This is a genomic window from Ruegeria sp. YTSA064 (genome assembly GCF_059610325.1).
The window spans coordinates 298,910-324,619 of sequence record NZ_JBXWNK010000003.1; the positions used below are offsets into that span (position 1 = coordinate 298,910).

Genomic DNA, 25,710 nt, shown 5'->3' on the forward strand with positions numbered 1-25,710 from the left:
AAATGTTCATGATCATGATGGGCACGGTCGTGATTGCCGGGATTGTTGGCTATCTGTCTGAACAGACCGGCTTTACCCATAACGGCTATCTGCAATCGATCATCATCTGCGTGGGTGGTGCCTTCCTGTTCTATTTCGTTCGCATCATGTTCGGCATCAGCTTTGGCCCGCCGGGGCTGGACGCGGTGTTGTCATCGATCGGTGCGTTGATCATCGTGCCCACCCATTGGAGGAAATGACATGCCGATCATCGCCCTGATCATCGTCGGAGCCGCCGCAGGGTTCCTCGCCACCCGCCTGATGCGGATCGAGGCCGACATTCCAACCACCATGCTGATCGGCATCGTCGGCGCTTTGGTGGGCGGCTTGGTCCTGCGCACGCTCATCACCGTGATGGGATGGCTCTCAGGGTTTGTCGGGGCCGTTCTGGGGGCGCTTTTGGTGATCTGGATCTGGCAGACATACATACGGCGCTGAGCGCTTGACCCGACCGTGATCTGCGACCAATGTCCGGGCAATTTTTTGTTGAAAGGCCTCTCATGTCGCATGATCTGACCAAAGGTGACGTCGCCCTGATGGGGGTGCCTCTGGACCTGCATTCCTCGTTCCTGCAAGGCCCCGCCTTTGCGCCGGGCCGCATCCGCGAGGCGCTGCATTCCGGCGCGGCCAATCTGACCGCCGAAGATGGCACCGATCTGGGCGCAACCGAGCGCTTCAAAGATACCGGCGATCTGGATGTGTTCGAGATGATGGGGCAAGAGCCCATTGATCGTATCGAAGCAGGCGCGGCTACCCGGATCGAAACCGGCGCGCGGTTGTTGTCACTGGGCGGCGATCATTCGGTTGCGTACCCGCTGATCAAGGCGCATGCGGATCGGTATGAGGGGTTGAATATCCTGCATATCGACAGCCACCCTGACCTCTATGACAGCCAGCAGATCGGTCCGCTGGGCCATGGCTGCCCGTTTGCCCAGGTGATGGAGACCGGCAAGATCAAGCGCCTCGTACAGATCGGCATCCGCACCATGAACGCGCATCAGCAGGAACAGGCCGACAAATTCGGGGTCGAGGTGATCGACATGCGCAACTGGCGCGCAGATCTGGAGATCAGTTTTGACGGGCCGGTTTACTTGTCATTGGACCTCGACGCGCTGGACCCGGCCTTTGCTCCGGGCGTTTCGCATCACGAACCCGGCGGTCTTAGCACGCGTGAGGTGATCGACCTGATCCATCGGTTCAAGGGTCAACTGGTCGGCGCGGATATTGTCGAATTAAACCCACACCGCGACCCCTATGGAATGACCGCCATGGTGGCGGCGAAATTCGTCAAAGAGATCGGCGCACGGCTGCTGACGCGCTAGCGCTCATCGCAGATTGCGGCGGTCCCAAGTCTTGGGGCCGCGCTCGTTGTCATGTCGTATCGGTTCGCCTCGGATGCGGTCATCCAGTGCATTTCATCCTCGGATGCGGCATCCAGCGTGAACCAGTAGAAGTCCGGGTCGACGCCGATATCTGCGAAATAATCAAGATACCGGTCATGTTCAGGATGACCTTCGGGCAGTTCCGCGGCCACGTAACCTCCACCACCCCAACTGTGAACCCCCACACAGGCGCCGGGTTCCAGCACCCGCCGGTTACCGGCCAGAAACAGGTCAGTTCCGCCAGAGGCGACCAAACCGTTTGATGGTACGACCGTATTGAACCCTTCCTCGCGCACTACGCGGCTGAAGACCACATTCGAGTCATCATCCACCGAGCCTTCGATATTTTGCAGTACCAGTGTCTTGGTCCCTGGGTTTTCGTCCATCACCTCTTCAAACGCGCTGAGCGTTGTGTGGTCGATCGTACCAGACGCCACGATCTGATCCCCTTCGGTCCTGAATGTGACCGGGGTGTAGTGATCTGCACAAGCCGCCAGCAGCAGCGTTGCCGCAAGAAATGAAAGTTGGGGGGTCATAGCGTTCTCGTGTCTGTTTGTACCCTATTGCCGAGGCGGTCGGGCCTTGTAAACCGGCAACTGCCAACCGAACAGCAGCGATCCGGCCCGCAGCGACCAGCAGACCAAGGCGCATAGCCCCAATGCAGGCAGGCCGGTTAACCCAAGCTGAGCCGCCAATACCGCTGTCAGGGCACCGGCAAAGGCGCAGGAAACATAAAGCTGACCCTGTTTCAGCACCAGCGGCACCTCGTTGCAGACCACATCGCGCATCAGCCCGCCGAGGCAACCGGTGGTCACACCCATCAGCACCACAATGACGCCGGTCTGTCCCAGCGAAAGGGCCGCACCCGTTCCTGCAGCCACGGCGATGGACAGGGCAAAGCTGTCCAGCCAAATCAGCCAATTATACCTGCTTTCCACCAGATGCGCGGTGAAGAACACCAGCACTGCCGCGCCACAGGCAATCAGGATATAGTCGGGTTGCCCGACCCAAAACACGGGATGTCGATCCAGCAGCAGGTCGCGCACCGTGCCGCCGCCCACCGCTGTCAGGCAGGCGATGAAGGCAAACCCCACCAGATCCAGCTGCGCCCGGCTGGCGACCAAGGCCCCGGTCAGCGCAAAGACCAGAACCGAGGCATAATCCAGCAGGGCAAGCCCGCTCACGCCTGCTCCTTTTTGGGCTTAAACGGTGCCATGCCCGCACGCGCTAGTTCATCCGCGCGCTCATTCTCGGGGTGGCCTGCGTGACCCTTGACCCATTCCCAAGTCACCTGATGCCGCTCTTGCGCCTCATCCAGCCGCTGCCACAGATCAACATTCTTGACCGGCTTCTTGTTCGAGGTCTTCCAGCCATTTCGCTTCCAACCGAAAATCCAGCCGGTGACGCCGTTTTTTACATAGGCGCTGTCGGTGACGATGGTGATCACAGATGCTCGCTCTAGCGTTTCCAGCGCGCTGATCGCAGCCAACAGTTCCATCCGGTTGTTGGTGGTCTCGGCCTCTCCGCCATTCAATTCGCGCTCTTTCAGAACGGTATCACCATCCATCGCGCGTAGCAGCACGCCCCAGCCACCGGGACCGGGATTGCCGGAACAGGCGCCATCGGTATAGGCAAACAAATCAGGCATGGGCAAACACCAGAATGAACCCGTCATAAGACCCGGCGAGACCTTTGCCGATCCCCTGCACGGTGCGGTCGATGGTGAACCCGGCCGTGGTCAGAGTCTCTTCTATCTCGGGCTGAGTATAATAGGTATAATAGCGGTTAATATCGTCGCGATGCTCACCCGTTCCAAGCTTCATGCCCAAAAACAACTGACCGCCGGATTTCAGTGCCGTGTGGATTGCGCTTAGATGACGCGGGAAATCGGATCGGGGCGCATGCAGTAGCGAAAAGCTGGCATAAACGCCGTCGTATTCCTCGGCCTCGGTGACGTCATCGAAAGTGCCTAGATAGGCATCGACGCCATTGTCGCGTGCGTGTTCGACAAAGGCCGGCGTGGCATCCAGCGCCCGCACCTTTAGCCCTTGGCGCATCAAAAACGCGCTGTCCGATCCGGGCCCCGAGCCCAGATCCAAAACATATCCGCCCGCCTCGACCGCATCCGCAAAGGCCTGCCGGGCCTCAAGCTGTTCGGGGGGCAGGGGGATTTTCAGATAATCGGCGACCCGGGCAGTGTAGGCGTCAATCGTGCGTTTGTCCTGAGTCATGCAGGTTCCCTCAAAACACGCGGCACTTTGAACTCTACGTTTTCTGTCGCGGTTTCGACCAGCTCGACGGTCACGTCATAATGGTCGCGGAAGGCTTCGATAACCTCGTTCACCAATACTTCGGGGGCAGAGGCCCCTGCAGTAACCGCAACGCTCGCGATACCCTCCAGCGCCCGCCAATCGATCTCAGTCGCGCGTTGGACAAGCTGTGCATAGTTGCAGCCCGCACGTGAGGCGACCTCGACCAGACGGCGTGAGTTTGACGAATTCGGCGCTCCGACCACCAGCAGCGCGTCGGATTTCGGCGCAACCGCTTTTACCGCTTCCTGCCGGTTGGTGGTTGCATAGCAGATGTCTTCTTTATGCGGCCCAACGATGGCGGGGAACCGGGCCTCCAGCGCTGCAATGATATCCTTTGTGTCATCCACCGACAGAGTGGTTTGGGTGACAAAAGCCAGTTTATCGGGATCCCGCACAGCAACCTGCGACACATCCTCAACCGTTTCGACTAGCAGCACCTCACCTTCAGGCAGTTGTCCCATGGTGCCGATGGTTTCGGGATGGCCTTTGTGACCGATCATGATCATCTGCAGCCCGGCATCGGCGTGGCGCTGCGCCTCGACATGCACCTTAGACACTAGCGGACAGGTGGCATCGACATAGATCATCTCGCGCCGGGCGGCAGTGGCAGGTACGGATTTTGGTACACCGTGGGCGGAAAATATCACTGGGCGGTCGTTTGGGCATTCGTCCAGTTCTTCGACGAACACCGCACCCTTGGCGCGCAGCCCATCTACAACGAATTTGTTATGCACGATCTCGTGACGCACATAGACCGGCGCGCCCCATTTCTGCAGAGCCATTTCAACGATCTTGATGGCCCGATCCACTCCGGCGCAAAACCCGCGTGGGGCGGCAAGATACAATATAAGTGGTGGCTTGGTCATGGGCGGTCTCCTTGCCCGAGACACCTAGGTCTTTTCATTGCCATGGTCCAGACAGCAGCACGTCATTTACCTGACATGAATCGCTGTTAGAAAAGGAATGTTTTTAGCACCTATCCCTTTAAAAGTAGCGCGGCCAGGGCTTTTAGCCCTGGCCGTACATTTCATCGCCCCACATCGTGAGTGGGTAATCGGGCTTGGTGTTACTGACCGCCTGCAGCGGCGACGCTGCGCGGTTCAAGCGGCATCTCGCGTGGAGGTCTTCCGATCACGTCGCGCAGGTCCTCCAGCTCGATAAAGTTGTCGGCCTGACGGCGCAGCTCGTCCGAAATCATCGGTGGCTGGCTGCGAATGGTCGAGACAACCGAAACGCGCACGCCCTGACGCTGCAGGCTGGCAATCAGCGGGCGGAAATCCCCATCGCCCGAGAACAGCACGATATGATCTACACGTGGTGCCAGTTCCATGGCATCAACGGTCAACTCGATGTCCATGTTTCCTTTGACTTTCCGACGCCCCATGCTGTCGGTGTATTCTTTGGCCGGCTTGGTGACCATGGTGAAGCCGTTGTAATGCAGCCAGTCCACCAAAGGTCTAATCGGCGAATACTCGTCATTTTCCAGTAGCGCTGTGTAGTAGAAAGCTCTAAGCAGTTTGCCTCTGCGCATGAATTCTTGGCGCAGCAACTTGTAGTCGATGTCAAACCCCAGTGCTTTGGCGGCTGCATAAAGATTCGAGCCGTCGATGAACAGCGCTAGCCGTTCGTCCTTGTAAAACATAAAATGGTCCTTCCGGTATAAGCCACCGCACCGTGAGCTCCGTGAGTGAAAATGAATTGGTCAGTGCAATGGTGCCTCTAAAATAGGCCTTTTTGCCTACATCGCAAGCATTCTCTGTTCCGAATATGGGGTTCGAAGTGGACAAATCTTTGTCAAAAGCGGTCATTGCCCTTGGTGCAAATCTCAGTCTGAGAGGTAATGGGCCCAAGGTGACACTTGAGCAATCATTGGTCGCAATGGCCGAGGCAGGCTTGGTGATTCGCGCAAAAAGTCGGTTTTTTGCTACGCCCTGCTTTCCTGCGGGGGCCGGGCCAGACTACGTTAATGCGGCGGTTTCGATTGAAACGGATCAGAGCCCGCACGAGGTCCTAGCGCTGCTGCACCGTATCGAACATGATTTCGAGCGCGCCCGCGAACAACGTTGGGGGATGCGCACGCTGGACCTTGATCTGGTCTGTTGGGACGATTTGGTGCTACCGGATGATGTGGAATATCACCGCTGGCTAACCCTTCCGCATGAAAAACAGGCCATATCCGCTCCGGAACACTTGATCCTGCCGCATCCACGTCTGCAGGACCGCGCATTTGTGTTGGTGCCGATGGCAGATGTTACCCCCGATTGGCGCCATCCAGTACTGGACAAGACAGTCACGCAGATGGTTGCCGCACTGCCACGCGAGGATGTGGTAGAGGTTAAGCCTCTGTGATCCTCGCATTCGCGGCATTTCCTGCTTGTCAAGGCGGGGATTCGCGCTTAGATAAACCCCTTCCTGCCACGGATTCATTTACGGAGAGCGCCCCATGGCCCGCGTTACGGTCGAAGATTGTGTAGACAAGGTCCCGAACCGGTTCGAACTGGTGATGCTTGCAGCCCACCGGGCGCGCGAGATTTCCGCCGGTGGCCCGATCACTGTTGATCGCGACAACGACAAGAACCCCGTTGTCTCGCTGCGCGAAATCGCCGATGAAACTCAAAGCGCTGATGAACTGCGCGAGCGTCTGATCGAGGCCAACCAGACCCAGATCGAGGTTGATGAGCCCGAAGAAGATCAGATGGCGCTGCTGATGGGTGCGGAATCCGACAAGCCTGCGGATGACGACATGTCGGAAGAAAAGCTCCTGCGCGCGCTGATGGAGGCTCAGGGCCAGGGGTAAGCCCCAACGACAAAGGTGCGGACCGGATGATTTCAGCAGAAGACCTGATTGCGCTGGTCCGCAATTACAATCCCAAGACAAATGCCGAGCGCATCGAACGGGCCTATGAATTTGGCCTTCAGATGCATGAAGGGCAGTTCCGCCACTCTGGCGAGCCCTATTTCTCGCACCCTGTTGCCGTTGCCGCCATCCTGACCGAACAGCGTCTGGATGATGCGACCATCATAACGGCCCTGCTGCACGACACGATCGAAGACACCAAGGCCAGCTATGGCAAGGTTTCCGAACTGTTCGGCGATGAGGTCGCCAAGCTGGTCGATGGCGTCACCAAGCTGACCAACCTGCAGCTTTCCAGCCGCGAGACCAAGCAGGCCGAAAACTTCCGCAAACTGTTCATGGCCATGTCCAAGGACCTGAGGGTCATTCTGGTCAAGCTCGCCGACCGTCTGCACAATATGCGCACCATCAAGGCGATGCGCCCCGAAAAGCAGGTGCAAAAAGCGCGCGAGACGATGGACATCTACGCACCGCTTGCAGGTCGCATGGGGATGCAATGGATGCGCGAGGAACTGGAAGATCTCGCCTTTCGTGTCCTGAATCCCGAAGGCCGCCAGTCGATCATCCGCCGCTTCATCACCTTGCAGCGTGAAACCGGCGACGTGATCCACCGCATCACCGGCGACATGCGGCACGAGCTGGAAAAAGCCGGGATCGAGGCCGAAGTCTTTGGCCGTGCCAAGAAACCCTATTCGATCTGGCGCAAGATGCAGGAGAAAGACCAAGGCTTCTCGCGCCTGTCCGACATCTATGGGTTCCGTATCATTACCGGGTCCGAGGAAGACTGCTATCGCACCCTCGGCGCGATCCACCAGCGCTGGCGCGCGGTGCCGGGTCGGTTCAAGGACTATATCAGCCAGCCGAAATCGAACGGTTACCGCTCGATCCACACGACTGTGTCCGGGCGCGACGGTAAACGGGTCGAGGTTCAGATCCGCACCCGTCAGATGCACGACGTGGCCGAAACCGGCGTGGCGGCACACTGGTCCTATCGCGATGGTGTCCGGTCCGAAAACCCTTTTGCCGTGGACCCGGCCAAATGGATCGCAAACCTGACGGAACAGTTCGACAGCGAAGATGATCACGAAGACTTCCTCGAAGCGGTCAAGCTCGAAATGTATTCGGACCAGGTGTTCTGTTTCACCCCTAAGGGCGACGTGGTGAAACTGCCGCGCGGGGCAACACCGATCGATTTTGCTTATGCGATCCACACCCGTATCGGGCATGCCTGTGTTGGCGCCAAGGTGGACGGAATTCGTGTACCACTTTGGACCCGGCTCAAGAACGGACAGTCGGTGGATATCATCACCGCCGATGGCCAGAGCCCACAGGTCACGTGGCTTGAGATCGCAGTCACCGGCAAAGCCCGCACCTCGATCCGCCGCGCCTTGCGTGAGGTTGACCGGGAACGTTTCATCAAGCTGGGCAAGGAACTGGCACGTGCGGGGTTCGAAAATGTCGGGCGTAAGGCCACCGACAAGGCATTGGATACCGCTGCAAAACACCTGAGGTTGAAAGACCGACACGAATTGTTGGCCCGTCTGGGCAGCGCCGAACTGACCGCCCATGAGGTGGTCGAGGCTGTATATCCCGAGCTCACCAAGGACGATGGCGACGCGATTTCGCCCCGCCGCGCTGTGATCGGGCTTGAGCCCGGCCAGAAATTCGACCGTGCGCCTTGTTGTCAGCCATTGCCGGGTGAACGCATCGTTGGCATCACATATCGCGGCAGGGGCGTTGAGGTGCACGCCATCGACTGCGACCGTCTGACCGAGTTCGAAGATGAACCCGAGCGCTGGGTCGATCTGCACTGGCATGCGGGCACGCACCCAGCTGTCTATGGAGCGACGCTTGATCTGACTATCGGTAACGATGCCGGGGTCCTGGGGCGTATTTGCACATTGATCGGCGAGAAAAAGGCCAATATCTCGAACCTCGAATTTGTCGACCGAAAACCGGATTTTTACCGTCTGATGATCAACGTCGAACTGCGCGATCTTGAACAACTGCATTCGCTGATGCTTATGCTTGAGGCAGAAAGCGATGTTGCCGCAGTCGAACGGTATCGGGAAAGCAAAAAAACTGCCGTCGCGGCTGGCTGAGAAGGGGTGATCACGAGTGGTTTTCAAGCGCCGAGATCGCCGCTCGCCTGTCCAAGTTGCGTCAGAGTTTGTCTATCCGCGCGGCGGTTGGACCCGTGCCTTTCACTATGTCAAACATCGGGTGCGCCGCCTGCCTGACACCCCTGAACGCATCGCGCGTGGCATCGGGGCAGGGGTGTTTGCCTCGTTTACACCATTTTATGGTTTGCATTTTCTCGTCGCCGCCGTGCTGGCTCGATTGCTCAATGGCAACATATTGGCTGCCCTCAGCGGAACATTCTTCGGCAATCCTCTGACCTATGTGCCGATCGGGGTGGTGAGCTTGCAAACCGGGCATTTCCTGTTGGGTACCCGATATCGTGAGCACGACACGCACGGGTTGATGGGGAAATTCGCCGATGCGATGGGTGATCTCAAAGACAATTGCATTGCGATGTTCACCGGTCGCGAAGCTGACTGGCATGGGCTCAGCCGCTTCTATGACGATGTGTTCTTTCCTTACATGGTTGGCGGTGTCATTCCGGGCATTGTGGCCGGTGTTGTCTGCGGCTATCTCAGCCTGCCGCTGATCCGCACATACCAGCAGCGCCGCCGCTCCAGGATCAAAGCAAAGTTTGAACAAATCAAGCGTTTGGCACAGGCAGAGGCTGACGTTTCAGTGACAAACCCACTAGGCTCGTCTTCAGGGACAATGAAGGATTCGAAAGATGTCTGACAACCGTTTGCGTCTGGGCGTGAATATTGACCACGTAGCCACCGTGCGGAATGCGCGCGGCGGGGCCTATCCCGACCCACTACGCGCCGCCCGGATCGCGGAAGAGGCCGGGGCCGATGGCATCACAGCACATCTGCGAGAAGATCGCCGCCACATCTCGGATGCCGATATCGACGGGTTGATGGACATCTTGTCGGTACCGCTAAACTTCGAGATGGCCGCGACGGACGAGATGCAGAAAATCGCCCTGCGCCATAAGCCACACGCTGTCTGCATCGTTCCCGAAAAGCGCGAGGAACGTACAACCGAAGGCGGGCTCGAAGTCGCGCGCGAAGAAAACAAGCTGGCCCATTTCATTGCGCCCTTGCGCGACGCCGGTTGCCGCGTGTCGATTTTCATCGCCGCAGATCAGCGCCAGATCGACGCCGCCCATCGCATCGGGGCCGAGGTGATCGAGCTGCACACCGGCGCCTATTGCGATTTCCATGCCGAGGGCAAACCGGACGAATCCGCGCGCGAGCTCGAAGCCCTGCGCGAAATGTCCGCCTATGCCCATTCACTAGGCCTTGAGGTCCACGCGGGTCATGGCCTGACCTACGACACTGTGCAACCCGTCGCCGCCTTCCCCGAAGTGCGCGAGCTGAATATCGGCCACTTCCTGATCGGCGAGGCCATCTTCCGCGGCCTTACACCAGCGGTCCACGAAATGCGCCGCCTGATGGACGAGGCGCGGGCATGATCACCCCTGGTTTTGTGGCGATCTGGATTGCCTGGCTGATGGCCGGGGGCTCGCCGGGCCCTGCCACCATGGGCATCGCGGGTACTGCGATGAACGAAGGCCGCACCGCCGGGCTCGCGTTCGCGCTGGGCATCTGCGCGGGCTCCGCGGCATGGGGCATAGCTGCCGCTTTGGGTCTGTCGGCGATCATGCTGGCCAATGTCTGGGTGTTTGAGGTGATCCGCTATATCGGTGTCGCTTATCTGGGCTGGCTGGCGTTGAAGGCCCTGCGCCGCGCGCTGTCCTCGGATGAGGTTGCTTTGGGCAACCCGGTCACCGGCACTCTGTCCACCATCTTCGCCAAAGGGGCGGCTATCCACCTGACCAACCCCAAGGCGATCCTCAGCTGGGGCTCGATCTACGCCATCGTCGCGCCCAATGATGCCAGCCTTGCTATGCTGCTGGGCTATTTCGCCATGCTCTATGCAGGGTCGCTGCTGATCTTCATCGGCTACGCCTTTCTGTTTTCGTCTGCTCGGATGGTCAACGCCTATCGAAGTGCCCGCCGCTGGTTTGATTTCGCCTTCGCGGGCTTCTTTGGCGTCGCCAGCTACAAGATCCTCACGGTGCGCTTGTCATGACCTCTGGGGTGCAAGGATGATCCGACATTGCGTGATGCTGCGCCTCAGGCCCGATCATGACGCGGTAGAGCTTGCCGCTGTGATGGACGGGCTGAGCACGGCTGCAAACCGCTTGCCGGGCTGCGGTGGCTTCATCCACGGCCCAAATCGCGACTTTGAGGCAAAATCCCCGGGCTATCCCTACGGCTTCACGCTGGATTTCGCGGCTGAGGTCGACCTGCGGCGTTATGCCAGTGACGAAACTCACCAGCTACTTGGCGCACGGCTTGTCGCGCTGTGCGTGGACGGGGCCGAGGGTGTCTTGGTGTTCGATCTGGAAATGCCTGACACGGTTGACCAATAGGAGACGAGGGACTGTCATGAAAGCAATCACCTATCGCAGATTCGGCGCGGCGGCGGATGTCCTTGAGTTGGTCGAGCTGCCCACGCCTGAGCCCGGCGCAGGCGACGTTTTGGTCCGTGTCCACGCCAGCGGCATCAACCCCTCAGATGTCAAGCTGCGCAGCGGCGCGCGTCCGGGTGCGGTGATGCAATACCCAATGATTGTCCCCCATTCGGACGGGGCCGGCGTGATTGAGGCCGTAGGCGAAGGGGTCGACCCCGCACGCGTCGGCGAACGTGTCTGGATCTGGAACGGCCAATGGCAACGCGCCTTTGGCACAGGGGCCCAATACATCGCGCTGCCTTCCGATCAGGCTGTGTTTCTGCCCGACACCACCAGCTTTGCCGAAGGCGCCTGTTTCGGTATCCCCGCTATGACTGCTTGGTACGGGCTCTATTGCGACGGCCCCATCACTGACAAAACCGTGCTTGTCACCGGCGGAGCTGGCACGGTCGGGCGCTACGCCTGCCAGATGGCAGCGCTGGGCGGCGCGCGCGTTATCACCACCGTCAGTTCAGACGAAAAAGCCGCCCATTCTGGTGCGACAGAGTGGGTCAACTACCGCACGCAAGACGTGGCCGAGGCGGTGATGGACATGACCAACGGCGCAGGCGTTGACCTCATCGTCGAGGTCGATTTCGCCGCCAACCAACCCGCTTCCCTTTCGATGATCCGCCCCGGCGGGACCATCGCTAGCTATGCCTCGGCCTCACAAATGACGCCCGAACTGGATTTCTACGGCTTCATGTTCAAGAACATCCGCCTGCATATGCTGATCGTCTACCAGCTCGACGCCGCGGCCCGCCGTCGCGGCGAGGCGCAGTTGGTTGAGTGGCTGGAACAGGACGCATTGTCTCACGCCGTTGTTCCCGGTGGAAACCTCAGCGATGCGGCCACCGCCCACCAGATGGTCGAGGCCGGACAAAAGCTGGGCACCGTGGTGTTGGAGGTCTGACATGATCCTCGGCATCGGCACCGACCTCGCCAATATCGAACGCATTCAAGGCACGCTCGACCGGTTCGGCGACCGGTTCCGCATCCGCGTCTTTACCGAGACCGAGCAAAGCAAGGCCGAACGCCGCCACGATACCGCAGGCACCTACGCCAAACGCTGGGCCGCGAAAGAGGCTTGTTCAAAAGCCCTAGGCACCGGTCTACGGATGGGGATCGCGTGGAAGGATATGGCCGTGACCAACCTGCGCACAGGCCAACCCGTTATGCATGTCACCGGCTGGGCCGCCGAGCGCCTGAAAGAACTGACACCCGAAGGGCATGAGGCCATCATCCACGTCACCCTGACCGATGATCACCCCTGGGCGCAGGCCTTTGTGGTGATAGAGGCCCGACCGCTTCAAGAAGCGCCCGCGCAGCCTTGACTTGCCCCCACCTGACACGCATGTAGCACCCCAACCACGCATAGACTGGAGAGAGCAGTATGGCCGAGGAAGCCAAATCCGGAAACGCCGTTTGGGAGACGATCAAAACCATCGTCTACGCCCTGCTGATCGCGGGCGTTTTCCGCACCCTGTTCTTTCAACCGTTCTGGATTCCCTCCGGTTCGATGAAGCAGACGTTGCTGATCGGAGACTTCCTCTTCGTCAACAAGATGGCTTACGGATACTCCTACGCTTCCTGTCCCAGCCTGATCATCCCCAGCGTCGGTCTGAACATCGATGCCGAAGATATCTGTGGCTGGATGCAGGGCGATGAAAACACTCGCATTCTGGGCGGTGAGCCTGAGCGGGGTGATGTAATCGTCTTCCGCCATCCCATCACTGGCCGTGACTATATCAAACGCCTGATCGGCTTGCCGGGCGACCGCATCCAAATTCGCCAGGGCCAGATCATTCTGAATGACACGCCGGTGCCTCAGCAACCTGACGGCGTATTCACCGAGATCGCCGAACCGCAGGGCCCGCAAGGTCTGCGCCCGCGCTGTGAAAACGGCCCCGTGGGTATTGGTGGTTTGTGCGAAAAGTCTCGCCTGATCGAAACCCTGCCGAACGGCGTCTCCTATGATGTGCTGAATATCGGTAATCAGGGTTCGGACAACACGGGCATCTACACCGTGCCTGAAGGCCACTATTTCTTCATGGGCGACAACCGCGACAACTCGGCCGACAGCCGCCTGCCGCAATCCGCAGGCGGCGTAGGTTTTGTGCCTTTCGAAAACCTGATCGGACGCGCCGACCGGATCATGTTCTCCTCCGCCGGCCGCTCGATGCTGTTCTTCTGGACTTGGCGCGGTGATCGCTTCTTCAAGGCGGTCAATTGAAGCTATCGGCCGAGATAAAAGCGTTCCAGCAGCGCTTGGGGTATGAATTCTCCGACCCCGAACTGCTGGTGCGCGCGCTGACCCACGGCTCGGTGTCTTCTGCCACGCGCCCCGACAACCAAAGGCTGGAATTTCTGGGCGACCGGGTGCTGGGTCTCGTCATGGCCACCGCATTGCTTGAAGCTGACAAGAAAGCCTCCGAAGGCCAGCTGGCTCCCCGGTTCAATGCGCTCGTGCGCAAAGAGGCCTGCGCAGATGTCGCCCGTCAGATCGATCTGGGTGCGGTGTTAAAGCTGGGCCGGTCCGAGATGTTGTCCGGGGGCCGCCGCAAACAGGCCCTGCTGGGAGACGCAATGGAGGCGGTCATCGCCGCCGTCTATCGTGACGCAGGTTTCGAGGCCGCGCGCGACGTGATCCTCGCCCTCTGGGGCGAACGCATCCACAAGGTCGAGGCTGACGCGCGCGACGCCAAAACCTCGTTGCAGGAATGGGCGCAGGCCCGCGGTCAGAAGCCGCCAGCTTACGTCGAAGTCAAACGCACTGGCCCCGATCACGCCCCGATCTTCACCATCGCCGCGCGACTGCAGGACGGGACCGAGGCACAAGCTACCGCTGGCTCCAAACGTCAGGCAGAACAGGCAGCGGCAAAGGCTCTGTTGGAACAATTGTCTTGATCCTCTGCGCGGCCAGATCATGAAGATCAGACCCGCCCAGAAAGCCGATGCCGCCAGCCTCGCGGCCCTGTCGATTGAGGTCTGGGTCGGAACCTACCTAAAGCGCGGCGTGAATTCCTTCTTTGCCGAATTCGCACTGTCCGAGTTCACGACCGCGCGGTTCGAAGCCTTGTTGCAGGACGGCCAAGACCTTTTGATGGTCTCTGAAAATGAAGAGGGGATCGACGGATACATTCGGCTGGCGGAAGATCGCATCGCACCTGTGGACGGGCTGTCCGACCTTGAGATAGTGACGTTTTACGTCCAGCCCCGCCATCAAGGAAAAGGCGTCGGCTCAGCGCTGCTGAACATAGCGATCGACTACACCCGTGAAAAAGGGCGTCAGTCGATTTGGCTGACGACCAATTCTGAGAACACGACCGCAATCGATTTCTATCTAGCCAAAGGGTTTGAACAAGTCGGTGTCACAGATTTCCGGATCGGGGACCAAGCCTACCCGAACCATGTACTGGTATTGAACACTTCGCCGTAAGATCAAACCACGCGAACGAACCCGGTCAGTCCGGTTTTCTGATGCTCGATCACATGGCAATGAAACGCCCAATCACCCGGATTATCCGCGACCAGCGCAATCTCGACCACCTCATCTTTCAGCAGCAACATCGTGTCGGTCATCAGCGGAGGCAGTTTGCGCAAGTTTGATTTTAAAGGCGCGAAGACCAACCCGTGCAAATGAATCGGATGCAGGTTGGGGGATTCATTGCGCAGCCGCAGAACATAGCTTTTGCCCATCTGCAAAGTGGCCAGAGGCCCCACATCTTGCGCGGCATCTCCCGGCCAAGGCTTACGATTGATCGACCAGAAATTGTACCCCAGCGAGCCACAAAAGCCGTTATTGGGTTCTCCGCCTTCTGGCGTCCAACCAAAGACAAACTCGTGCAGCTCGGCCTTGTTCAGATCGGGCCGTGCAACAGGGTTTTTGGCCAGAGGTTTAAGATCTCGCATATCCCGCGCCACAGACGCGCCTACCGCCTGCAACCCGACCATGGACCGCAGCGGCTGACCGGGCAGCTTCGCGATCAGGTTCACGGTCTTCCCTTCAACCTCGGGCATCTTCACCGCGAAATCGACACGCTGGCCGGGGCCAAGCAGTAACGGCTCCGCAACGCTGGGCAGAGGCACGTCAATGTCCACCGGATGCCCGTCCCATGCGATAATCCGGGCCTCGGCATGGTCGAGGTTCAGTTTGTAAATCCGGGTCGTATCGGTGTTGACCACGCGCAACCGAACCAGACCTCCGGCGGGGTGATCATAAACCGGCGCCTGCAACCAATTTGCAGTATGCACATTGCCAAATGTCCCCGCCCGAGCCGCTCCGCGCGGCGTATAAGCGGGCAGAAACGCGCCCACCTCATCCAGCCGGAAATCGCGCAGGTTGATCACCTGCTCGCTGTCAAACCCCGGGTCCTCGGCCTCGGCGATCACCATGACCCCAGTCAACCCGTGCGCCATTTGCTCCATCGTCATACAATGAGGGTGGTACCAATAGGTGCCCGCGTCCGGGGGTATGAATTCATAGTCGAATTGATCACCTTCGCCCATTGGCATCTGCGTCAGATAAGGCACCCCGTCCATCCCGTTGGGAATACGCAAGCCATGCCAATGCATCGCCGTATAGTCGGGCAGCGTGTTGCGCACCGGCAGCCGCATCACCTCACCCTGATTTCCATACAGAACGGGGGGAGGCGCGTCCGGCGACAGGCTGACCATCCCGTCCGTCACCTGATCACGTAGCGCAAAACTTGCGGGTTGGATCACCAACTCTTGCGGGTTTGACGCCAACGCGAACCCACCCAGTCCCAACGCACCTGCAGCAGCCCCGCTGCCCAAAAGAAACTCGCGACGTCTCATATCTCGCCTCACTGAAAGAATGAACGCCTGGCTGGATGCGGCTTGGCACAGCGCATTGCTGCCACCCCAGACGCATGACCGCAATGCGACAAATCCCTCTGGCCCGCCCGCCCATTCTGCTATAGGGGTGCGCACTTGCAAACAGGATCGCAACACACATGACCACACGCGCCGGATTTATCGCCCTGATCGGAGAGCCCAACGCAGGCAAATCCACCCTTCTGAACCGCATGGTCGGGGCCAAGGTCTCGATAGTGACGCATAAGGTGCAGACCACCCGCGCACGCATTCGCGGCGTGGCGATGGAGGGTGATGCGCAACTGGTCTTTGTGGACACACCGGGCCTTTTCAAGCCCCGCCGCCGGCTCGACCGCGCCATGGTCGCCGCAGCCTGGGGCGGGGCGGCAGATGCCGACGTGGTCGTCCTGATGGTCGAGGCGCATCGCGGTATCACCGAAGGGGTTGAACGCATCCTCGAAGGGCTGGAAGAGATCGGGCAGGGCCGCACCATCGCTCTCGCGATCAACAAGATCGACAAGGTGCCGTCCGAGAAGCTGTTGGCGCTCACCAGTGACCTGAACGCGCGCTATCCCTTTGCCGAGACCTTCATGATCTCGGCCGAGAAAGGCCACGGCGTTGACGATCTGCGCAAATGGCTCGCCTCGGAACTGCCCGAAGGCCCGTGGCTCTACCCCGAAGACCAGATCGCTGATTTGCCCCTGCGCATGATCGCCGCTGAGATGACGCGCGAGAAGCTGACCCTGCGCCTGCATCAGGAACTGCCCTATCAGCTGACTGTCGAGACCGAGAACTGGGAAGAGCGTAAGGACGGTTCGGCCAAGATTGATCAGGTCATCTATGTCATGCGCGACGGTCACAAAGGCATTGTGCTGGGCAAACGCGGTGAGACGATCAAGGCTGTCAGTCAGGCCGCACGGGCGGAACTAGAAGAATTCCTCGACCGAAAGATCCACCTGTTCCTACAGGTGAAGGTCCGGCCCAACTGGCTGGAAGAATCCGAGCGTTATTCGGAAATGGGTCTGGATTTCAAAGACGGTAACGGATGACCCGACTGACGGCGGAATTCTGGGTGCATGCCTATCTGGCGCGGCTGCGGTTTCAGGAAATACCAGCTTTTGTCGTGGCCCATGGTGACGACACCGCCGGCGCGGTGCTGATCAAGCTGAATACGCTTGACGGGCAGGCAACCGCGTTTCAGCGCAGTTTTGATCTGATGAGCGGTGAGCGTAAATGGGTGGAACTCTCTTCCGGCCCCGAGGGCGAGGTGGACAACGCCATCACCCGCCAACGCAGTTTTGACCCTGATCTCTGGGTAATCGAGGTTGAAGACCGGCAAGGCCGGCACTTACTGGGTGAAGAAGGTTTGGACTAGCGCGCCCAGCAATTAATCTTGGATGCCCGGCACAAAGCGACTATTTTGCTCTGAAACAGGCTGAACGAACGACCGGCCTATCGGGTGCCGCAGGAACAGGAGGGGAATTGAGTGGCTGAAACACTTGCCCAGAAACTGGAAAAGTCAAATCTCGGCCATTGGATGCAGCGGTTCGAGGGCTTTATGGTCTTCATCGGAGTGGTCGGCCCCTTCGCCACGTTGCCGCAACTGATCAAGCTTTATTTTACCCATTCCGAACACGCCACCGGCCAGTCGCTGCTCTCGTGGTCGCTTTATGCGGGGCTGTCGTTTTTGTGGTTCTCTTACGGGCTGGTGGTCGGCAAGCTGCCCATCTATGTGGGCAACGGCCTTTCCATGATCTTGAACCTGATGATGGTCATCGGCATCCTAATCCATGCCGGGGTCACATTCTAGCAACCCCGCCATGCAGTTGGCGACAACTCGATTAGTCTGCCTCACTAAAATAGACGAAGCTCATTTTGTTCCCATCCGGGTCGCGGGCATAGGCGCCGTAGAAGTTCGGTCCATATTGCGGGCGTTCACCCGGATCGCCCTCGTTAGTACCGCCATTGGCAATAGCGGCGGCGTGCACCTCACGTACTTCCGCTTCGCTTTGACATAGCAGGCCAACCATGTTGCCGTTTCCGACAGTTGCAACCTCTTTGTCGAAGGGCGTTGCGACCCACATGCTGCCGCCACCGCGCAGCTCATAGCAAACTGCATGTGGCATGTATTCGGCGATTACTTTCCCACCTAACTGAGGGACAACCGCGTCGTAGTAGCTGCGTGCTTTGGCAACATCATTTGAGCCAATCATGACATAGTTCAGAGACATTTCTCAAATCCCAGTAATTAGAACATATAGCGAACATTAGTCGCTGAACCCACCTCACGCAACCGGTTTTTCCTACTGTTCCGACCAGACTTATTTGTACCTTGAACCTGCAACGGCCATAAGATTTCCTGCAGGCATATCTGGTGACCTAACGAGGCCGAAATTGGATTGGCGTGATCACGGCATACTTCTGACCTCTCGCCGCCATGGTGAGACGGCGGCCATTATCGAGGTTTTTACCGAAACTCATGGCCGCCATGCAGGTATTGTGCGCGGAGGCACTAGCCGCAAGATCGCGCCGAACTTGCAACCGGGCGCGCAGTTGGACGTACTTTGGCGTGCGCGGCTTGAAGAGCATCTGGGCACTTTTCAGGTCGAACCCATGCGTTCCCGTGCCGCCGCTGCATTTTCAGGTCGGTTGGCACTGGCCGGGCTGAACGCGGTGGTGGCGTTATTGTCCTTCTGCCTTCCCGAGCGCGAGCCACACCCCTCGATTTATAAGCAAACCGAACAGTTGATGGATTTGTTGGGACAGGATGAAGTTTGGCCACTTGCTTATCTGCGCTGGGAACTGGCGCTTCTAGAAGAGCTGGGCTTTGGCCTCGATCTGTCGGCCTGTGCTGTGACCGGCGTGCGTGAGGGGCTGATTTATGTCTCGCCCAAAACCGGTCGCGCGGTCAGTGCAGCTGGGGCAGGGGAGTGGGCCGACAAGCTGTTGCCACTGCCCCCCTGTCTGCGTGGCGAAGGGGCTGCGCCGGATGCGGAGATCGCGCAGGCTCTGCGCACTACCGGGCATTTTCTGGAAAACCACCTGGCCCCGGCTTTGGGCCATACGCCGCTGCCTGATGCCCGTGCACGCTTTGTGGCGCAGTTTACTCGACGGCTTTGAATACCATCTCGTGCCCGTCCTCGTTGCGCAGGATCAGCACATCGCCGGATACTTCGGATTGTGTCATCGCCATCAGTGCAGCGAAGTAAAAACCTTCGGCCTCAAGCCCGTCACAGGCTGCGCGGGTGGCGGCCAGATCGGCGATCTCGAACCAAGGGTAGGGGGCATTAAGCTTGCCCGAATAAGTGTTGCAGGGGGCATTGCCTTCGATACGCCCCTCTTCGGGAAAGCGCAGCAATGCGCTGGCTTCGAAGGGCTCTCCGTCAATTTCCTGCAGTGCCCATGTCTGATCCGCCGCGCCATAGGCGGCAACGGTTTCATCCTCGTTGCATTGAAACAAGGCCAGAGGCAGAAGCAGGGCCAGACGTAACATCGCAATATCCTATCAGTATGGGTTCACGCCGCTGATCAATTCTTCGCGCACTTCAAGACGGGGCCGCCAGTTGTACTTGGTATCCTCACGCACGGGTGCCCAGAACAACACCCCGCTGTTGCGCCACGGGTCCAGGATGATGCCCTCGTCCATGGGAGCACCCTTGGCGCTGATCAGGGCCGAATGATGAATGATCCGAAACGCCGTCGGTGGGGAGGTAACCCAGTGCAAATCCAGCGTACGGAAACTTTCTTGTTTCAGTCGCGTGGTCATGGCTTGCGCCCAGTCATTACATAGGCCCTTCTCACGAAACCCATTTATGACCTTTGCGTTGTGGATGATCGCCGGATCGGTGACTTTCCAGTCCTGCTTCAATTGGCTGGAATAGGCATAGGATATCTCGGCAGCGCGGCGGGCTTCGCGTGGATCAACCTCGGGACCAAGCTGCTGAATGGCCAGCGTCAGTTTGTCGACGTCATTCGAGCCCGTCGTTGTCGGGGCCGAGGCGCACCCGGCAAGGGCCAGGCAGGTGGCCAAAATTGCAATGATGATCTTCACGCTCGAGTCTCCTCTGGCCGACATAGGTGCCGGTTCCGTTCACCGCCCTTTAACTGATTCCGGCCCCCGATCCGAGGGGGAAGTTTTGCCCAGACGATCACAAAGCCAGGTAGTACAACTCGGAACATTTGCGCCTTGGTGCCTGTACAACACGGAAGATAAAGAAAACCCGGCACAAGGCCGGGTTCAGTTGGGGAAACCGCATCGAACCGGGCGTCAGCCCAGCAACCGACGCGCGATGACTTGCGCCTGTATTTCTGCGGCGCCTTCAAAGATATTTAGGATGCGCGCGTCACAAAGCACGCGGCTAATTTTATATTCCAGCGCGAAGCCGTTACCGCCGTGAATCTGCAACCCGTTATCCGCCGCAGCCCAGGCAACCCGGGCCCCCAGCAGTTTGGCCATCCCCGCCTCAAGGTCACAGCGCTGGCCGTGGTCTTTTTCCCATGCAGAGAAATAAGTGAGCTGCCGTGCGATCATGATCTCAACCGCCATCATCGCCAGCTTGCCCGAGACCCGGGGGAAGTTGATCAGCGCCTTGCCGAACTGCTTTCTATCTTGTGCGTATTGCATGGCGATGTCCAAAGCGCTCTGAGCGACGCCGATGGCGCGGGCGGCGGTCTGGATGCGGGCGCTCTCGAAGGTCTCCATCAACTGTTTGAAACCTTTGCCTTCTTCGCCACCTAACAGGTTCTCCCCCTTCACTTCAAAGCCGTCAAAGCCCAGCTCGTATTCTTTCATGCCACGATAGCCCAGCACTTCGATCTCGCCGCCTGTCATACCGGGTGTGGGGAAGGGGTTCTCATCGGTTCCGGGGGTCTTTTCAGCCAGAAACATGGACAGACCACGGTGATCGGAGCTATCAGGGTTGGTACGCGCCAGTAGAGTCATCACATGCGTGCGGGCGGCGTGGGTGATCCATGTTTTATTGCCTGTTATCTCATAGTTGCCATCTTCACCTTTTACGGCACGCGTGCGCAGGCTGCCCAGATCCGATCCTGTGTTGGGCTCAGTGAAAACGGCGGTCGGCAGGATCTCAGCACTGGCAAGTTTCGGCAGCCAGTTAGCTTTTTGCTCATCTGTGCCGCCAGCGATGATCAGTTCAGCCGCTATCTCGGACCGCGTGCCCAATGAGCCCACGCCGATATAACCGCGCGAAAGCTCTTCCGAGACCACGCACATCGACGCTTTGGACAGACCGAAGCCGCCGTATTCCTCGGGGATGGTCAGGCCGAACACGCCCATTTCGGCCAGTTCTTCGATGATCTCAATTGGGATCAATTCGTCTTTCAGGTGCCATTCATGGGCGTTGGGCTCGACCTTTTCCTGCGCATAACGGCGGAACTGATCACGGATCATCTCCAGCTCATCATCCAGACCCGACGCGCCGAACATGGTCGCACCGGATTGATCCTGCATAAGCTCAACCAGACGGGTGCGCGCGGCCTGAGAATTGGCCTGCGCCATCAGGGTTTGCACTTCACGGCACTGGAACCCGGACAAGGCGTCCCAGCCAAGACCAAGGTCCTGCAAACGCACTACCTCACCCTGATTCATCGGAATGCCACCCGCGATCTGATGCAGGTATTCGCCAAAGGCGATCTGGTGCAGCAACTGCTCCATCTCACTGAACTTACCTTCAGCTTGAAGTGCCTCGGCCCAGCGTTGCATCTGCTGCAAAGATTGCCGGTAAGTTGCCAGCCATGCCAAACCGTGAGCGGCTGTCTGGTTTGCTTCGATCAACGCGCCCGAGATGCGGTCATCGCTAGTGACCATGGCACGCACCGATGCACGGGCCTTGTCGAACACAGTTTCAACCGCCGGTAAGGCCGCTGCAGTCAATGTCAGAAGATCAGGTAATACCGCTTGCTGCATCATGTTCGTCAAGTCCTGTCCATCATGGGCCATGAATCACGTCCTTTACTGGGTCGTCTGGTCATATCATGCTGCACGTGCAGCGCAACAAAAATACACAAATAGCACATAAAAAGTTCAATTATTACCATATCACTTTTGCAATGCAGAAAAATCTCGGCCTGATATGAAGGGCAGATGGATCTGTTTTCGCTCATTTCACCGCAGGAAATGTACCTGGCGTTGATCGTCGCTTTTGTGGCGGGGTGGGTCAAAGGCATGGTGGGATTTGCTATGCCAATGGTGCTGATATCCGGGCTGAGTATGATGCTGCCCCCCGAATTTGCGTTGGCAGGCCTCATCCTGCCGACCCTTGTTACTAATGGTGTACAGGCCTTGCGGGATGGCGTGGTCGCCGCAGCGGTATCGGTTCGTAAATTCCGTGTATTTCTGGCAGTTGGGTTAATCTGCCTGCTGGCGAGTGCTCAATTGATTAATATTTTGACACCTCAGGATTACCTACTGGTGCTCGGCGTGCCGATAACCTTCTTTGCGCTGATTCAGATACTTGGGCTCAGACTTACATTGAAGGCACCCTCCGTCGGGGTCGAGGCGGTGGTCGGCGCAGTAGCAGGGGCGGTCGGAGGCATCTCTGGCGTATGGGGGCCACCAACTGTGGCCTATCTGACGGCGTTGAATACACCAAAGAAAGATCAGATGCGTGTTCAGGGTGTAATTTATGGCCTAGGGGCGGTGGCCCTGGTGGTCGCGCATTTGGGCTCAGGTGTTCTGAGGGGTGAAACGGCATTGTTCTCTGCAATGCTGGTTCTTCCGGCCCTTGTAGGCATGCGAGGAGGTCTGTTCCTTCAGGACCGGATTGATCAGACCCAGTTTCGCAAACTTACACTGTTGGTTCTGTTGATCGCCGGATTGAATTTGCTCAGGCGCGGACTGTTGGGTTAACCACGCCTTTCAGCAAAACGGAACGCGAAATAGAGACCCAACATCAAAAAGAACAAGCCTGAGATGTCGCCAATCAGAAACGCGACATATTCGGCAGCTGTACTGCCAAAGGCCGTGTTGGTCAGGATTGAAACCAAAACCGAAGTGACAATCCCAACTCCCATCACGCAGGGCCAGCAGGGATTGCGATCAGAGCGTGGAAAAAGATCCCATCCTACCGCTTTGCACGCGTAAAACACGGCGGGCACGATTGTTACAGCTATGGCAATTGCCAGCAATCTGCTGGGCAGGAAAACGTCCCATCCGCCCACCATTGCAAAGACAACAAAGACGCCGGGCAAAAGTGCAAAAATTGCCCGCCACCCCAGTAACCATGCGGCCAGAACCCGCACGCCATGCGGCAGGAACAACAGGCTGGCGTGGCTGGGGTATGCGGGAAAAAATTCGTTCTGAAGCGGCATCAGAATCTCGAATGTAACGAGTGATGCGGCAACATAGGCCAAAGAGGCAAAGAAGGTGTCAGAGGCCCATCTGTTCACGGGATTAGCCGTTTTCAGATTTCAGGCAGCAATCACCTGGGTGCATGAACCAAATACCGCCCACGATTGGCGCTTCCGCTTTGCGAAAGATAGCCCTTTTGAACCAAAGACTTGAGGGCGCGGAAAAAGGTCGGACGAGAAACGCTTTTGACCAGCGTATGCTCGATCAGGCCGAAGGTGCGCACTTCGGTATTGCTTTTCGACAACTCTTCCGCGGCGTAATAGATGTCGCGCTCAACCGGGGATAACTCTTCTAGCCCCAAGGTGCGTTCCATGCTCTGCATCAGTTTGCGCAGTTCGGTGAGTTTTGAAATTTCTGTCATAACTTGCCTATTATCTACTACCGTGTCAGATCGAGGCACGTCGAAAGGCTAGGACCTTTGAAACACATCTATCCGACACCATCCCCATGTGGAAGTAATAGCCACTTTCAAGTGCGGCCCGAAGCGTGTTGAGAGTGGAATCGCCCGGGTCGCCCAACTGTCCAATTTCAATGGTCGCCGCTGCCGAAAACATCGGTACCATCTCTTCATCGGTATATTGCGATAGCGCAAATGGCGCGTTCTCGCAATGAACTTGTTTGTTAGATTGGGCTGCCGCTGCGTAATCCAAAATGAAATGGGGGCGGCTAGAGCCCCCATTTCTAATCAGCCGATTGCAACGGCTTTGATATCTTCATCAATGAAGGGCAGATATTGTTCGAAATTTTCGGCAAACATCTGCACCAGCTTTTCCGCTTGCTTGTCGAACGCTTTCTGATCGTCCCAGGTGCGACGCGGGTCCAGTAGCACTTCGGGCACTCCCGGTACTGAGACAGGTACGTCAAATCCGAAATTGGCGTCTTTGCGGAACTCGGCGTCAGTCAGTGATCCTTCAAGTGCCGCCGTCAGCAGGGCGCGGGTGGCCTTGATCGGCATCCGACTGCCAACGCCATAGGCGCCGCCGGTCCAGCCTGTGTTGACCAACCAGCAGGTTGCCCCGTGCTGGGCAATCTTGTCGCGCAGCAGGTTGCCATAGGCTTCGGGGCGGCGTGGCATGAAGGGCGCACCAAAGCAGGTAGAGAAGGTCGGCTGAGGCTCGGTGATGCCGCGCTCTGTTCCGGCCACCTTCGAGGTAAAGCCAGAAAGGAAGTGGTACATTGCCTGCGCAGGGGTCAGCCGAGCGATCGGTGGCAGAACACCAAAAGCATCGCAGGTCAGCATGATGATGTTTTTGGGATGTCCACCTAGGGCGTTGCTGGAGGCGTTTGAAATGTACTCCAACGGATAAGCGCAGCGCATGTTTGCGGTCAAAGAATCGTCGTTGAAATCGAGCTCTTTGGTCTCAGCGTCGAAGACCATATTCTCGATTACGGTGCCGAATTTCGAGGTGGTCGCGTAAATCTCGGGCTCGGCCTCGGCGTTCAGGTTGATCGTCTTGGCATAGCAACCGCCTTCGAAGTTGAAGGTGCCTCGATCCGACCAGCCGTGTTCGTCATCGCCGATCAATGTGCGGGACGGGTCGGCGGAGAGGGTGGTCTTGCCGGTGCCGGACAGGCCGAAGAACACGGCGGTGTCGACCGGGTTGCCGACCGCATGGTTGGCCGAGCAGTGCATCGGCATCACGCCTTTTTCGGGCAGCATGTAGTTCAGTAGGGTGAAGACCGACTTCTTGTTCTCGCCAGCATATTCGGTGCCGCCGATCAGGATCAGCTTGCGATCGAAGTTCATCGCAATCACCGTCTCGCTGCGGCAGTTGTGCTTGGCCGGGTCGGCCTGAAAGCTGGGGCAATTGATGACGGTGAAATCCGCAGTGAACTCATCCAGATCCTCACGATCCGGGCGGCGCAGCAGGTGGCGGATGAACAGATTGTGCCAAGCCAACTCAGTGACCATACGCACATTGATCGAATAGCTGGGATCGGCACCGCCCACGAGGTCCTGCACAAAGTAATCGCGGCCTTTCATATGGGCCAGCATATCATCGTACAGCGCATCAAAGCCTTCGGGGCTCATCGCGGCATTGTTCTCCCACCAGATGCTGTCGGCGACGCTGTCGGTCTTGACGACGTGCTTGTCCTTTGGCGAGCGGCCAGTGAACTTGCCGGTGGTGACCAGAAATGCGCCGCCATTGCCAAGGGTGCCTTCGCCGCGCTTCAGTGCCTCTTCGATCAGCGCCGGTTCCATGAAGTTGTAATAGACATTGCCCAGACCCTCGATGCCCTGATCTTCGAGGCGGAATTGCGGGTTAACCCGTCCAGATGTCATGTGTGTCTTCTCCTGTGGCGGCGCGAGGGCCTAG

34 protein-coding genes are annotated in these 25,710 nt (G+C 58.3%); 20 read left to right on the forward strand and 14 right to left on the reverse strand.

Annotated features, from left to right (window positions below; translation table 11 throughout):
• Nucleotides 1-2 precede the first annotated feature (2 nt).
• The 3 genes from AC2FI7_RS06345 to speB all read left to right on the forward strand — a co-directional run bounded on the left by AC2FI7_RS06345 (nucleotide 3) and on the right by speB (nucleotide 1,361).
• Entirely contained in the window at nucleotides 3-239 is a 237-nt protein-coding gene (locus AC2FI7_RS06345) for a hypothetical protein (RefSeq protein WP_010437665.1), read from the forward strand.
• A gap of 1 nt (nucleotide 240) precedes the next feature.
• The gene (locus tag AC2FI7_RS06350) at nucleotides 241-477 is read left to right on the forward strand and encodes a GlsB/YeaQ/YmgE family stress response membrane protein (protein ID WP_010437667.1); all 237 of its coding nucleotides are present in this window, start codon (nucleotides 241-243) and stop codon (nucleotides 475-477) included.
• Nucleotides 478-539: 62 nt separating this feature from the next.
• Nucleotides 540-1,361, forward strand: coding sequence for an agmatinase (gene speB / locus AC2FI7_RS06355; protein WP_496816049.1), 822 nt, complete (start codon nucleotides 540-542; stop codon nucleotides 1,359-1,361).
• Here the strand turns inward: speB and AC2FI7_RS06360 are convergent.
• From AC2FI7_RS06360 to AC2FI7_RS06385, 6 genes are all read right to left on the reverse strand, one after another.
• The gene (locus tag AC2FI7_RS06360; protein ID WP_496816050.1) at nucleotides 1,358-1,957 is read right to left on the reverse strand and encodes a COG3904 family protein; all 600 of its coding nucleotides are present in this window, start codon (nucleotides 1,955-1,957) and stop codon (nucleotides 1,358-1,360) included. The genes speB and AC2FI7_RS06360 overlap by 4 nt on opposite strands.
• Nucleotides 1,958-1,981: 24 nt before the next feature.
• A complete protein-coding gene (locus AC2FI7_RS06365) occupies nucleotides 1,982-2,605 on the reverse strand; it encodes a trimeric intracellular cation channel family protein (RefSeq protein ID WP_319546470.1) in 624 nt (207 codons plus the stop codon).
• Complete coding sequence (rnhA, locus tag AC2FI7_RS06370) at nucleotides 2,602-3,069, reverse strand: ribonuclease HI (protein WP_010437672.1); 468 nt, start codon at nucleotides 3,067-3,069, stop codon at nucleotides 2,602-2,604. The genes AC2FI7_RS06365 and rnhA overlap by 4 nt, the downstream gene beginning before the upstream one ends.
• A complete protein-coding gene (locus AC2FI7_RS06375; protein ID WP_010437674.1) occupies nucleotides 3,062-3,652 on the reverse strand; it encodes a class I SAM-dependent methyltransferase in 591 nt (196 codons plus the stop codon). Before AC2FI7_RS06375 ends, rnhA begins: the two co-directional genes overlap by 8 nt.
• The gene (ispH, locus tag AC2FI7_RS06380; RefSeq protein ID WP_010437676.1) at nucleotides 3,649-4,599 is read right to left on the reverse strand and encodes a 4-hydroxy-3-methylbut-2-enyl diphosphate reductase; all 951 of its coding nucleotides are present in this window, start codon (nucleotides 4,597-4,599) and stop codon (nucleotides 3,649-3,651) included. Before ispH ends, AC2FI7_RS06375 begins: the two co-directional genes overlap by 4 nt.
• A 200-nt stretch (nucleotides 4,600-4,799) precedes the next feature.
• Complete coding sequence (locus AC2FI7_RS06385) at nucleotides 4,800-5,375, reverse strand: LabA-like NYN domain-containing protein (RefSeq protein WP_010437678.1); 576 nt, start codon at nucleotides 5,373-5,375, stop codon at nucleotides 4,800-4,802.
• A 125-nt stretch (nucleotides 5,376-5,500) separates the two neighbouring features.
• Between AC2FI7_RS06385 and folK the strand changes: the two genes are divergently transcribed.
• The 12 genes from folK (at nucleotide 5,501) to AC2FI7_RS06445 (ending at nucleotide 14,626) form a co-directional block, all read left to right on the forward strand.
• The gene (gene folK / locus AC2FI7_RS06390) at nucleotides 5,501-6,082 is read left to right on the forward strand and encodes a 2-amino-4-hydroxy-6-hydroxymethyldihydropteridine diphosphokinase (RefSeq protein ID WP_010437679.1); all 582 of its coding nucleotides are present in this window, start codon (nucleotides 5,501-5,503) and stop codon (nucleotides 6,080-6,082) included.
• A gap of 94 nt (nucleotides 6,083-6,176) precedes the next feature.
• Nucleotides 6,177-6,530: a DNA-directed RNA polymerase subunit omega gene (gene rpoZ, locus AC2FI7_RS06395; protein WP_010437681.1), complete on the forward strand. Its 354-nt coding sequence runs from the start codon at nucleotides 6,177-6,179 to the stop codon at nucleotides 6,528-6,530.
• A 26-nt stretch (nucleotides 6,531-6,556) separates the two neighbouring features.
• Nucleotides 6,557-8,689, forward strand: a complete 2,133-nt coding sequence (locus tag AC2FI7_RS06400) for a RelA/SpoT family protein (RefSeq protein ID WP_010437682.1) — start codon at nucleotides 6,557-6,559, stop codon at nucleotides 8,687-8,689.
• Nucleotides 8,690-8,705: 16 nt separating this feature from the next.
• On the forward strand, nucleotides 8,706-9,404 hold the full coding sequence (locus AC2FI7_RS06405) for a DUF2062 domain-containing protein (RefSeq protein WP_010437684.1): 699 nt from the start codon (nucleotides 8,706-8,708) through the stop codon (nucleotides 9,402-9,404).
• Entirely contained in the window at nucleotides 9,397-10,143 is a 747-nt protein-coding gene (locus tag AC2FI7_RS06410) for a pyridoxine 5'-phosphate synthase (protein ID WP_010437686.1), read from the forward strand. The genes AC2FI7_RS06405 and AC2FI7_RS06410 overlap by 8 nt, the downstream gene beginning before the upstream one ends.
• A complete protein-coding gene (locus AC2FI7_RS06415; protein WP_010437687.1) occupies nucleotides 10,140-10,763 on the forward strand; it encodes a LysE family translocator in 624 nt (207 codons plus the stop codon). Before AC2FI7_RS06410 ends, AC2FI7_RS06415 begins: the two co-directional genes overlap by 4 nt.
• A gap of 16 nt (nucleotides 10,764-10,779) precedes the next feature.
• The gene (locus AC2FI7_RS06420) at nucleotides 10,780-11,106 is read left to right on the forward strand and encodes a Dabb family protein (RefSeq protein ID WP_029621611.1); all 327 of its coding nucleotides are present in this window, start codon (nucleotides 10,780-10,782) and stop codon (nucleotides 11,104-11,106) included.
• 16 nt (nucleotides 11,107-11,122) lie between these two features.
• Complete coding sequence (locus AC2FI7_RS06425; RefSeq protein ID WP_496816051.1) at nucleotides 11,123-12,100, forward strand: NADPH:quinone reductase; 978 nt, start codon at nucleotides 11,123-11,125, stop codon at nucleotides 12,098-12,100.
• Nucleotide 12,101: 1 nt separating this feature from the next.
• Nucleotides 12,102-12,521 carry a holo-ACP synthase gene (gene acpS / locus AC2FI7_RS06430; RefSeq protein ID WP_010437693.1) on the forward strand — a complete coding sequence of 140 codons (420 nt, stop codon included), beginning with the start codon at nucleotides 12,102-12,104 and terminating at the stop codon, nucleotides 12,519-12,521.
• A gap of 59 nt (nucleotides 12,522-12,580) precedes the next feature.
• Complete coding sequence (lepB, locus tag AC2FI7_RS06435) at nucleotides 12,581-13,420, forward strand: signal peptidase I (RefSeq protein ID WP_010437695.1); 840 nt, start codon at nucleotides 12,581-12,583, stop codon at nucleotides 13,418-13,420.
• A complete protein-coding gene (rnc, locus tag AC2FI7_RS06440) occupies nucleotides 13,417-14,094 on the forward strand; it encodes a ribonuclease III (protein WP_010437698.1) in 678 nt (225 codons plus the stop codon). Before lepB ends, rnc begins: the two co-directional genes overlap by 4 nt.
• 19 nt (nucleotides 14,095-14,113) lie before the next feature.
• Nucleotides 14,114-14,626, forward strand: a complete 513-nt coding sequence (locus tag AC2FI7_RS06445) for a GNAT family N-acetyltransferase (RefSeq protein ID WP_010437699.1) — start codon at nucleotides 14,114-14,116, stop codon at nucleotides 14,624-14,626.
• A gap of 2 nt (nucleotides 14,627-14,628) precedes the next feature.
• Here AC2FI7_RS06445 and AC2FI7_RS06450 read toward each other — a convergent pair whose 3' ends face one another.
• Nucleotides 14,629-16,005, reverse strand: coding sequence for a multicopper oxidase family protein (locus AC2FI7_RS06450; RefSeq protein ID WP_496816052.1), 1,377 nt, complete (start codon nucleotides 16,003-16,005; stop codon nucleotides 14,629-14,631).
• 158 nt (nucleotides 16,006-16,163) lie between these two features.
• Here AC2FI7_RS06450 and era point away from each other — a divergent pair, with 158 nt between their 5' ends.
• From era to AC2FI7_RS06465, 3 genes are all read left to right on the forward strand, one after another.
• Nucleotides 16,164-17,072, forward strand: coding sequence for a GTPase Era (gene era / locus AC2FI7_RS06455; protein ID WP_010437701.1), 909 nt, complete (start codon nucleotides 16,164-16,166; stop codon nucleotides 17,070-17,072).
• Nucleotides 17,069-17,398, forward strand: coding sequence for a DUF1491 family protein (locus tag AC2FI7_RS06460; RefSeq protein WP_010437702.1), 330 nt, complete (start codon nucleotides 17,069-17,071; stop codon nucleotides 17,396-17,398). The genes era and AC2FI7_RS06460 overlap by 4 nt, the downstream gene beginning before the upstream one ends.
• Before the next feature lie 111 nt (nucleotides 17,399-17,509).
• On the forward strand, nucleotides 17,510-17,833 hold the full coding sequence (locus AC2FI7_RS06465) for a SemiSWEET transporter (RefSeq protein WP_010437703.1): 324 nt from the start codon (nucleotides 17,510-17,512) through the stop codon (nucleotides 17,831-17,833).
• 31 nt (nucleotides 17,834-17,864) lie between these two features.
• Here AC2FI7_RS06465 and AC2FI7_RS06470 read toward each other — a convergent pair whose 3' ends face one another.
• Complete coding sequence (locus AC2FI7_RS06470; protein WP_010437704.1) at nucleotides 17,865-18,254, reverse strand: VOC family protein; 390 nt, start codon at nucleotides 18,252-18,254, stop codon at nucleotides 17,865-17,867.
• A 163-nt stretch (nucleotides 18,255-18,417) separates the two neighbouring features.
• Here AC2FI7_RS06470 and recO point away from each other — a divergent pair, with 163 nt between their 5' ends.
• Nucleotides 18,418-19,143, forward strand: coding sequence for a DNA repair protein RecO (gene recO, locus AC2FI7_RS06475; RefSeq protein WP_010437705.1), 726 nt, complete (start codon nucleotides 18,418-18,420; stop codon nucleotides 19,141-19,143).
• On the opposite strand, the gene AC2FI7_RS06480 is transcribed toward recO, so the two are convergent.
• The 3 genes from AC2FI7_RS06480 to AC2FI7_RS06490 all read right to left on the reverse strand — a co-directional run bounded on the left by AC2FI7_RS06480 (nucleotide 19,127) and on the right by AC2FI7_RS06490 (nucleotide 21,982).
• Entirely contained in the window at nucleotides 19,127-19,516 is a 390-nt protein-coding gene (locus AC2FI7_RS06480) for an META domain-containing protein (RefSeq protein ID WP_010437706.1), read from the reverse strand. The two genes, recO and AC2FI7_RS06480, sit on opposite strands and share 17 nt — an antisense overlap.
• A gap of 12 nt (nucleotides 19,517-19,528) precedes the next feature.
• On the reverse strand, nucleotides 19,529-20,074 hold the full coding sequence (locus tag AC2FI7_RS06485; protein WP_010437707.1) for a hypothetical protein: 546 nt from the start codon (nucleotides 20,072-20,074) through the stop codon (nucleotides 19,529-19,531).
• A gap of 216 nt (nucleotides 20,075-20,290) precedes the next feature.
• On the reverse strand, nucleotides 20,291-21,982 hold the full coding sequence (locus AC2FI7_RS06490) for an acyl-CoA dehydrogenase family protein (RefSeq protein WP_010437708.1): 1,692 nt from the start codon (nucleotides 21,980-21,982) through the stop codon (nucleotides 20,291-20,293).
• Between the two features lie 144 nt (nucleotides 21,983-22,126).
• Between AC2FI7_RS06490 and AC2FI7_RS06495 the strand changes: the two genes are divergently transcribed.
• On the forward strand, nucleotides 22,127-22,891 hold the full coding sequence (locus AC2FI7_RS06495; protein ID WP_010437709.1) for a sulfite exporter TauE/SafE family protein: 765 nt from the start codon (nucleotides 22,127-22,129) through the stop codon (nucleotides 22,889-22,891).
• On the opposite strand, the gene AC2FI7_RS06500 is transcribed toward AC2FI7_RS06495, so the two are convergent.
• The 3 genes from AC2FI7_RS06500 to AC2FI7_RS06510 all read right to left on the reverse strand — a co-directional run bounded on the left by AC2FI7_RS06500 (nucleotide 22,888) and on the right by AC2FI7_RS06510 (nucleotide 25,676).
• Nucleotides 22,888-23,430, reverse strand: a complete 543-nt coding sequence (locus AC2FI7_RS06500; protein WP_010437710.1) for a hypothetical protein — start codon at nucleotides 23,428-23,430, stop codon at nucleotides 22,888-22,890. The genes AC2FI7_RS06495 and AC2FI7_RS06500 overlap by 4 nt on opposite strands.
• A gap of 32 nt (nucleotides 23,431-23,462) precedes the next feature.
• Nucleotides 23,463-23,753, reverse strand: coding sequence for a hypothetical protein (locus AC2FI7_RS06505; protein WP_010437712.1), 291 nt, complete (start codon nucleotides 23,751-23,753; stop codon nucleotides 23,463-23,465).
• Nucleotides 23,754-24,077: 324 nt separating this feature from the next.
• A complete protein-coding gene (locus AC2FI7_RS06510; protein ID WP_170781106.1) occupies nucleotides 24,078-25,676 on the reverse strand; it encodes a phosphoenolpyruvate carboxykinase in 1,599 nt (532 codons plus the stop codon).
• Nucleotides 25,677-25,710: the final 34 nt, after the last annotated feature.